Raw genomic sequence first — 8,695 nt, 5'->3', positions numbered from 1 at the left:
GCCGGGGTGGGACTGGCACTCGCCGTCCTTGTCGGGCAACGGCTCGTCGGTATCCAGTCGTTCGACCGCGATGATGTCATGATAGCCGCGATGGACCGTCGGGCTCATCGCCAGGCCGACCTGGCTGGAATGAAAGGATCCCGCGCAACTGGCGTCGCCTTCGCCGCCATGGCCGGCCACGGCGAGCCCGTCGAGCACCGCGCGCAGCGCGTTGCCGGCGATGGCGTAGAGGCGCAGGTCGGTTTCGTTGAAGGGATTGGGCTGTGAGTGATTGGCCATGTCGATGCGCAGGCCGAAGGCGGTGACACCGGGTGCCAGCGCATAGCGGGCGGTATCGAATTCGATGCCCCGGATGGCGACGGCGTCGTCGTTCATCAGCCTGGGCTGGAGCAGTCGTTGGCGTAGCTGCAGGGTCTTCCTGTCGACGACCAGAAGCTCGATGTCGCCAAGATGCTGGCCGTCGACGGATTGGGCGCTGTCGATCAGAGGCACCGCGACCAGCACAAGATCGTCATGGGCAGGCCAGATCTTGCAGACCAGCCCCGGAATACCGTCCTGAGGAGCCGCGAGCGGGATGCTGGTGTGCGGTTCGAGCGTGAACGAGCGGCCGTCGGCGCTTCTTTGAACCTCGGGATAAGCCTGCCGCAACAGCGCGGCAGCATCGCCGCAATCGTCGGCCGCTGCCAGCGCGGGCCTCAGGCTGGCTGCGGCAAGAGCGGCGGCACACAACAATATTCGCATGAGGTCCTCGTGTTGAAGGGCCGAATCGGGCAGGAGCAGCCTGCCGGCCCAGCTTGGCATCAAGCTCGACAAGCCGCTATGTGCAGGCTCGCCACTGAAGATCAACGTAGCCTAGTGGTTACCCGTCATTTTAACGATGATCGGGATGACCGCGATCATCAGCACCACCGGCAGGATGCATACCGTCACCGGTATCGACATCTTGGCCGGCAAGGCATGTGCCTTCTCCTCGGCCAGCGACATGCGCTTGTGGCGCATTTCGTCGGAGAAGACGCGCAGCGCGCCTGACAGACTGGTCCCGAGTTCCTTCGACTGCTGAAGCAGCGTGGCGAAGGAGCGAACCTCGTCCAGGCTGAGGCGGTCGGCGAGCGCCTTCAGCGCGTCGTCGAGGCTGCGCCCAGCCCGCAGTTCCAGCGACACAAGCTGCAAATTCTGGCTGAGCGCCGGATAGGTCTTGGCGAGTTCCTTGGAGACTCGCTCGATACCGGCTTCCATGCTCATGCCGGCATCCGAACAGACGATCATCAGATCCATGAAGTCGGGAAAACCATTGCGATACTCGCGCATCTTCTCCCGCACCTGCTGGGTCAGCACCAGGCCTGGCAGGAAGTAGCCTGCCACGCCCGACAGGATGACGAACGCCCAGCGGCTGGTCATCGTCGCTTCGGCGCTAGCCAGCCACTGGTTGAGGACAAAGGCGCCGATCGCGCCGCCGACCAGCGCCGAGAAGCGTATGATGAAGAACGTGCCGACGGCGCGCGGCTCCATATAGCCGGCCTGGATCAGCTTCATGCGCAACCGGGCGACATTCTCCGGATCGCTTTTGGCGTAGAATTCCTGCGCCCGCTTCACCGCCTTTTCGCGCACGACATTGGCGTTCTTCTTCTGCAGCGGCTCGGGCTTGGCGGCCACGGCGGCTTGGTCAACCTTGAGCCGGCGCTTGACGTCGTTGCGGTCGCCCTTCGCCGCCACCATCGGCCAGGCGACCGCAACACTGCCCAGGGCCAGAAGCAGGATCGCCACCGGCATCAGGGAGGTCGGTGCGAGCGAGGCGAGGAATTCTATGAAGCCCTGCATGTCAGAACCTGAAATTCGACATCTTGAACATCATCAGATTGCCCAGCATCAGCCAGGCCACGGACCCGCCGATCAGGTACCAGGTCTTCGGCTCGTCCCAGACATCGCGGTAGAAGCCCGGCATCAGCGCCATGATCGCGGCAAACAGCAGCGCCGGTATCGCCGTCAGGATGTAGGCCGACATGCGGCCTTCGGTCGAGATGGCGCGCACCTTGCGGCGAAGCTTGCCGCGCTCGCGGATGGTCAGCGCCAGCCCGTCGAGGATTTCGCGCAGATTGCCGCCCGAACTGGATTGGATGGAGACGGCGGTGATGAACAGCGGCAGATCTTCATGGCCGACCCTGTCGAACAGCGAATTCAAAGCCGAGACCAGGTCGGAACCATAGGTCACCTCATCGGCGATGACGCCGAACTCGGTGCCGATCGGATCGGGCATTTCGCGCGACACCATGGCGATGGCCACCGGCACGGGGTGACCGGCCTTGAGGCCGCGCGTGATCAGCTCCAGCGCCTCGGGCAGTTGCATGCCGAAGCGCTTCAGCCGGCGCTTGCGCTTGGAGCGCATCACCATCACCGGCACCAGCGGCATCAGCACCACGAACAGGAGAAGCCCCATCAGCAGCGGCAAGCCATGCCAGATGGCGACCAGGGCCATGGCCATCGCCACGCCCGAGGTGATCATCAGGAACTTCGACAGCGGCATGGTCATGCCGGACTGTGTGCGCAGCGCGCGGAACCGGTCCGGCGAGAACAGCGAGGTGCCCGCGTCGAGGCCGCGCTCCTTGCGCAGCTGGATCAGCACCTGCTCCTGGCTGATCTTGCTTTCCTGCAGCTTCATGCGCCGGTTGATGGCGGTGCGCTTGTCGCTGCGTCCGGCATAGAGGAGATAGCAGGCCTCGGCGATCATGATGCCGGTCAGTGCTGCCCCGGCATAGACGACATAGATTGCGCTCAGCCCGTCGAACACCTGGCTACTCCTGCGGCCGGCCGGGTTCGAAGTACCGACCGGGAAACTCGATGCCCATGGCGCGCAGATCTTCCAGGAAGCGCGGCCGGATGCCGGTCGCCTCGAAATGGCCGAGGATGCCGCCATCGGCGTCCATGCCGGTGCGTACGAAGCGGAAGATCTCCTGCATCTGGATGACGTCGCCTTCCATGCCCGTCACCTCGGCGACGCTCGTCACCTTGCGCTTGCCGTCGGAAAGCCGCGTCAGCTGCACGATGATGTCGATGGCGCTGGCGATCTGGCTGCGGATCGACTGCACCGTCATCGGCATGCCGGTCATGCCCAGCATCTGTTCGAGGCGCGAAATGGCATCGCGCGGCGTGTTGGCGTGGATGGTCGCCATCGACCCTTCATGGCCGGTGTTCATGGCCTGCAGCATGTCGAAGGCCTCCTCGCCACGGCACTCGCCGAGGATGACGCGGTCGGGGCGCATGCGCAGCGCATTCTTGACGAGATCGCGCTGCTTGAGTTCACCATGGCCCTCGATGTTGGCGGGGCGCGTTTCCATGCGCGCGACATGCGGCTGCTGCAGTTGGAGTTCGGCCGCGTCCTCGATGGTGATCAGCCGCTCGTCTTCGGGAATGAAGGCCGACAGCGCGTTGAGCATCGTCGTCTTGCCGGTGCCGGTGCCGCCCGAAATGATCGTCGTCTTGCGGGCGTGGACGGCCGCCGCCAGCACTTCGGCCATGTTCTGGGTGATGGCGCCGAATTCGACCAGCTTATGCAGGCCGAGCTTGTTCTTGGAGAATTTGCGGATCGACACCAGCGGCCCGTCGACCCCAACCGGGCGAATCGCCGCGTTGAAGCGCGAGCCGTCCAGCATGCGGGCATCGACCATCGGCTGCGATTCGTCGACGCGGCGGCCAACCGCAGCGACGATTTTGTTAATGATTCTAAGCAGATGCGCCTCATCCTTGAACGGGATATGGACCTGCTGCAGCTTGCCCTTCTTTTCGATGAAGCAGTTCTGGTGGCCGTTGATCAGGATGTCGTTGATGTCGGGATCCTTGAGCAAGGGCTCGAGCGGACCAAGACCGACCATCTCGTCGACAATATCGTCGACCAGCGCTTCGAGTTCGGCGGTGTTGATCGCCATCCGCTCCTGGCGGGTTTTTTCCGAAACGAAATCATGGACCTGCCGGCGCATCTCCTCCTTGGGCAAACGCTCCAGCGCCACCAGATTGATTTCCTCGAGCAGCATGCGGTGAATGCGCACGCGCGCATCGAGCACCTTGTTGGCGTTCTTTGCCGGCGCGACGTCGGGTTTTGCCGGCAAAGCCTTCCGGCTGGTCGGGATGACGACCGCGTGATGCGCGACCGGCGTCGACTCCGCCGGGCGCTGCGGACGCGCGTCGCGGTTCTGCAGGGTGGAAAAACGGCTGCTCATCCGGCTTTCCTCTTCAAGAGGCCCTTGCCGAGACCGAACAGCGACTTCGATTTGGCACCGGTCGCGACCGCCTCCTCCGGCAGGATGATCTTCTTCAGATCGTTGACGACATTGGCATTGGGATCGATCTCGTGCAGCGGCACGCCGCGATCGACCGCCTCGCGCACCAGTCGGTAATTGTTGGCGATGCCGCCGACGAAATGCTCGCCAAGGATCTCCTGGACATCCGCCTGCTTGATGCCGTTGTCGAACATCTTCTGCTCGAAACGGTTGACGATGACATTCGGCTTCACTTCCTTGCCGGCGGTCTCGTAGACCGCCTGGATCAGCCTTTGCGTGTGGCGCAGGCACGGCACCGTCATTTCGGCGACGATATAGAGCTTGTTGGAGCCCAGCAGCACGGTCTCCGTCCACGGAAACCAGGTGCGCGGCATGTCGATGACGACATTGTCGAAATAGGCCGAGACGAGGTCCAGCATGCGCACCACGACATCGGTCTTGAACGAGCGCATCTCGGCCGGATGCGTCGGTGCGGCCAAGACGCAAAGTCCGCTGGCATGCTTGGACAGCATCACGTCGAGCAATTGCCGGTCGAGGCGTTCGGGCTGGTTCTCGATCTCGGTGATGTCGAAACGCGGCTCGAGGTCGAGATATTCGGCACAGGCTCCCTGCTGGAAATTAAGGTCGACCACGCAGGTCGAGGCGCCGCGCGTCACCGAGTGATGCAGCTGGAAGGCTGTCTGCAGCGCCAGGGTCGTGGTGCCGACGCCGCCGGCCGCCGGCATGAACGTGTAGATCTGCGACTCGATATTTTCCTCACGCCCCGGCCCTTGCAGCGCCCGCACCACCGAGCGCACCAGATCGGCCGTGGTGATCGGCTTGACCAGGAAGTCCGCGACCTTGAGCTGCACCAGGATGCGAACGGCGGCGGCGTTGAACTCCTGGGTGACCACGACCACCGGCGCCTTGCCCTCGAGCCGGCGCATGACGCGCTGCAGCGACTCGACCTCCTCGAGTTTCGCCGCGTCCATATCGACGATGATGGCGCCGAAGTCCGCCTCCTGGATCTCGCCGCGCAGTTCTGTGACATTCCTGTCCACCGTCGAGAGCTGGATGATCTCGGAGGCGGCGAATGCGGTCCGCGTGTCCTGCACGAAGGTCCTGTCCGTCGATACGAGCAGGATCTTCTTGGTCTTGATGCCGTTTGCCATTTTCTTGTCAGCCTGTGCGGGCGATCGCCCTTTGCGGTCAGTTGCCCGTGGTCTTCTGCGATGCCTTCGTTGCGGCGGCCTGGTCCGGCGTGACCGGCACGGCATCGCCACGCTTGGCAGGCACGAGAAGCCTTGTGTTCTGGACGCCGTACTTCCAGGGATCGACCATCTGCATGACGGTGTTGGCGGCCTGGGCGTCGCCGGAGCCCGGCGTCACGCCTTCGGTGCGTATGTAATCGTCGCTGGTGCAACCGCCGGCCAAACCGGCAAGAAGCAGGGCGATACTCGATTTCAAGGCCACACGCATGGCTTCAGTCCTTCGGCAGGTCGAGGAAGTGCCCGACCGTGGTGGCGGGAGCGGTCCGTGCGGCGCTGCCATCGGCCAGCGCCAGCGCCCGGCCGGCGTCCGACGCCTTCACCTCCTCGGTGTTGTTGAGGAAATAGTCGGCATTGCTGGCCGGCCGCGTGCCGTCGGTCGGCTCGACCATTTTCTTCGACGGATCGACGGGCTTGACCAGGTAGGGCGTGACGATGATGACCAGATCGGTCTCGCGCCGCTGATAGGATTTCGACGAGAACAGAGCCCCGAGCACCGGCATCTTTCCGAGGCCGGGAATGCGCGACGTGGTGATGTCGTTTTGCGACTGCAGCAGTCCGGCGATCATGAAGCTTTGGCCGTTCTTGAGATCGACCGACGTCTTGGCGCGGCGCACGATGAATCCCGGCACCGAGATAGTGCCGATGTTGTAGGAGGACGACGCATCGATCGAGGAGACTTCCGGCGCGATGTCGAGGCTGACCAGCCCGTCCTTCAGGACGGTCGGCGTGAAGTCCAGGCTGACGCCGTATTTCTTGTAGCTGACGGAGATCTTGCCGTTGTCCTCCGAGACCGGGATCGGGAATTCGCCGCCGGCCAGGAAGCTCGCCGTCTCGCCGGAACGGGCAATAAGGTTCGGTTCCGCCAACCGGCGGGCGAGGCCGCGCTCTTCCAATGCCTTGATGGCGATGTCGATCGACACGCCGTTCGACAGCAGCCGGCCGATGATTTCACCGGTTCCCGCCGCCGGGACGGTGCCTGGGTCGAGCGAAACGTCGCGCCCGCCGAAACCGTAGGCGAAATTGGCGCTGTATTTGGCACCCAGATCCTGCCCCGCCTGGCGGTTGATCTCGACGAAGCGTACGTTGAGCTGAACCTGCTGCGAAGACGAGATGTTGACCGAATTGATCACCTCCTCGGTGCCGGAAAAACGGGTGGCGATCTTGTTCGCCTTTTCGGCGGCGACCGCATCATCCGCCTCGCCCGACAGCACGACACGGCCATTGGCCGAGCCGACCTTGATCTTGGCGTCCGGCACACTGGCGCGGATGGTGCTGGCGAGTTGATCCGTGTCCAGCGTCACCTCGATGTCGACGGTGCCGACGAGCCGCTTCTTCTCGTCGAACAGCGCAATGCCGGTGGTGCCGAGATTGTTGCCCAGCACATAGAAGGACTTGTCGGTCAGCGGATTGACGTTGGCGATCTCAGGATCGCCGATGACGATCTGGTAGAATGCGGCACTCGTCACGATCGTCTTGGGCTTGCCCTTGGCGACCTTGATCGACGCATTCTTGGTCGCCGAGACATAGACGATGTCATTGTCGGCCTTGGCCAGGCCGGGCAAGGCAAGCATTGCGCCCGCAAGCACCGCAGCTGCCATCGCCAGGGCGCGCGCAAAGCGCGATCGGTCCATCATTCGATATAGGGTACGCATCAACATTGCCCTGTCCCGCCCGGTCCCCACCGGCTTCTACTTTTGGTCCCGCTCAGGAACCTGATATTCCTCGGCCTTCGTGCCGCGCGTCACGATGACCGTCTTGAATTTCGGCTTCTCCGGCTCCTTGGTCACTGCGTCGAACAGCGAGCCGGCCGCGGCCTGAGCCTTGGCCGCCACCGACCCGCCAAAGGACGAGATGGTGGTGACGCCGTTCTTGCCGTCGCCGCCTTCGCTGGCGGAGCGCAGCGACAGCGACAGCGAGCCGACGGTGCGGGCAAGCGCCACTTTCTGCGCGCCCTCGGTCGTCACTTCGATGGTCACGGAATTGGTGATCTGCGGCGTCGTCTGGCGCTCGTCGGCACCCTGGCCGACACTCAGCACCTTGGCGTCGGCGACGACGATCTCGGAGGTGACGGTCGAACCGGCCGCGCCTTGCGCGTTCTTGGCGACTTCCTGGATTTCGCCGGCATCGCGCGTCAGCACGACATCCACGCGGTCGCCCGGCGTGACGAAGCCGCCGACGCCGGCGATCTCGTCAGTGCGGATGGTTACCGCTCGCATTCCGGGCGTCAGCATGTTGGAGAGCGTCGCCCGGCCGTTCGGCCCCGACAGCTTGGTCAGCAGCACCGGTTCGTTGACCTCGATCGGCGACAGCACGATGCGATTGCCCTCGCCGAGCAACCCATCGATGGTGGCAAAGGCACCTTGCGGCAGGGAATCCTGTGGCCACGGGATTTCGATCAGCTTGGCGCGGTCGAGTTCCTGGCCATAGCGCAGCGGCGCCTTCGCCACCACGATGGTCTTGAATTCGATCCTGGGCGGGACGGGAGCGGCGATCGACGCCGTCTTCTCCTCGGCATCGGCCTTGGCCTGGCTCTTGACCCAGAAATCCGCGGCAAAGATCGAGATCGCGCCGAAAACGGCGGCGATACCGATCATCGTTATGGCCTTGCCCCTCACGCCGAAAACCCCTGATGCCCGCAGTTTCTTGTTATGTTGGCCTCAGGCTAGGCCGCATTGTTAAAGAATCAGGAATGTAGAACGGTGGTATTGGACCTATTTCCGCCCGCTTGGTTATCGAATGGTTTTAGGCTAAGACGGGTCAGATCCCCGAACGTAACAGGAACCTCCGTCGCTTGGCGTTGAAAAGCGTGGCAGTATCGGCGGGTGATTCGCAGCACCGGACCCTATGGCAGGCATGGACGACAACAACGATCTCTTCGGTAATATGGACAAGCCGCCGCAGCCGGTTCGCACACCGGCGCGGCCGGCCGACCCGCTTGTGCAGGCAGCAGCCAGGCGCCCCGCCGCGACCAGGGATGGCAGCGAGGGCTACAGCGCCGCCGACATCGAGGTGCTGGAAGGCCTGGAGCCGGTGCGCCGCCGGCCAGGCATGTATATTGGCGGCACCGACGACAAGGCGATGCACCACCTATTCGCCGAGGTCATCGACAATTCGATGGACGAGGCGGTTGCCGGCCATGCCACTTTCATCGATGTCGAGCTTTCGGCCGACGGG

General features: G+C 63.6%; 8 protein-coding genes and 1 pseudogene. 1 reads left to right on the top strand and 8 read right to left on the bottom strand.

The genetic code is table 11. The features are described 5' to 3' along the window. The 8 genes from C1D09_RS12825 to cpaB form a co-directional block, all read right to left on the bottom strand. On the bottom strand, positions 1-741 hold a 741-nt coding region (locus tag C1D09_RS12825), incomplete at its 3' end, for a PA3715 family protein (RefSeq protein WP_143974684.1). 111 nt (positions 742-852) lie between these two features. Then, entirely contained in the window at positions 853-1,818 is a 966-nt protein-coding gene (locus C1D09_RS12820; protein WP_143974683.1) for a type II secretion system F family protein, read from the bottom strand. Position 1,819: 1 nt separating this feature from the next. Then, positions 1,820-2,785, bottom strand: coding sequence for a type II secretion system F family protein (locus tag C1D09_RS12815; protein ID WP_143974682.1), 966 nt, complete (start codon positions 2,783-2,785; stop codon positions 1,820-1,822). Between the two features lie 4 nt (positions 2,786-2,789). Further along, on the bottom strand, positions 2,790-4,211 hold the full coding sequence (locus C1D09_RS12810; protein ID WP_143974681.1) for a TadA family conjugal transfer-associated ATPase: 1,422 nt from the start codon (positions 4,209-4,211) through the stop codon (positions 2,790-2,792). After that, positions 4,208-5,422: a CpaE/TadZ family protein gene (locus C1D09_RS12805; RefSeq protein WP_143974680.1), complete on the bottom strand. Its 1,215-nt coding sequence runs from the start codon at positions 5,420-5,422 to the stop codon at positions 4,208-4,210. Before C1D09_RS12805 ends, C1D09_RS12810 begins: the two co-directional genes overlap by 4 nt. A gap of 37 nt (positions 5,423-5,459) precedes the next feature. Then, positions 5,460-5,729 (bottom strand): hypothetical protein, encoded by a 270-nt coding sequence (locus tag C1D09_RS12800; RefSeq protein ID WP_143974679.1) that lies wholly within the window; start codon positions 5,727-5,729, stop codon positions 5,460-5,462. 4 nt (positions 5,730-5,733) lie between these two features. Continuing rightward, positions 5,734-7,179, bottom strand: a complete 1,446-nt coding sequence (locus C1D09_RS12795) for a type II and III secretion system protein family protein (protein ID WP_143974678.1) — start codon at positions 7,177-7,179, stop codon at positions 5,734-5,736. Between the two features lie 30 nt (positions 7,180-7,209). Further along, the gene (gene cpaB / locus C1D09_RS12790) at positions 7,210-8,115 is read right to left on the bottom strand and encodes a Flp pilus assembly protein CpaB (RefSeq protein WP_143974685.1); all 906 of its coding nucleotides are present in this window, start codon (positions 8,113-8,115) and stop codon (positions 7,210-7,212) included. 259 nt (positions 8,116-8,374) lie between these two features. On the opposite strand from cpaB, the pseudogene C1D09_RS12785 reads away from it, so the two are divergent. Next, a pseudogene (locus tag C1D09_RS12785) lies at positions 8,375-8,695 on the top strand (DNA topoisomerase IV subunit B); the annotation flags it as partial.

It is taken from the genome of Mesorhizobium intechi (genome assembly GCF_002879535.1).
GTDB lineage: Bacteria > Pseudomonadota > Alphaproteobacteria > Rhizobiales > Rhizobiaceae > Mesorhizobium > Mesorhizobium intechi.
The sequence above is the reverse complement of the archived record's forward strand: the minus strand, read 5'-3'. Positions and strand labels throughout refer to the sequence as shown.

Excerpts from the sequence above, each read along its gene's own strand:
- C1D09_RS12820 (WP_143974683.1), bottom strand. The coding sequence starts at position 1,818 with ATGCAGGGCTTCATAGAATTCCTCGCCTCGCTCGCACCGACCTCCCTG.
- C1D09_RS12810 (WP_143974681.1), bottom strand. The coding sequence starts at position 4,211 with ATGAGCAGCCGTTTTTCCACCCTGCAGAACCGCGACGCGCGTCCGCAG.
- C1D09_RS12805 (WP_143974680.1), bottom strand. The coding sequence starts at position 5,422 with ATGGCAAACGGCATCAAGACCAAGAAGATCCTGCTCGTATCGACGGAC.
- C1D09_RS12800 (WP_143974679.1), bottom strand. The coding sequence starts at position 5,729 with ATGCGTGTGGCCTTGAAATCGAGTATCGCCCTGCTTCTTGCCGGTTTG.
- C1D09_RS12795 (WP_143974678.1), bottom strand. The coding sequence starts at position 7,179 with ATGTTGATGCGTACCCTATATCGAATGATGGACCGATCGCGCTTTGCG.
- cpaB (WP_143974685.1), bottom strand. The coding sequence starts at position 8,115 with ATGATCGGTATCGCCGCCGTTTTCGGCGCGATCTCGATCTTTGCCGCG.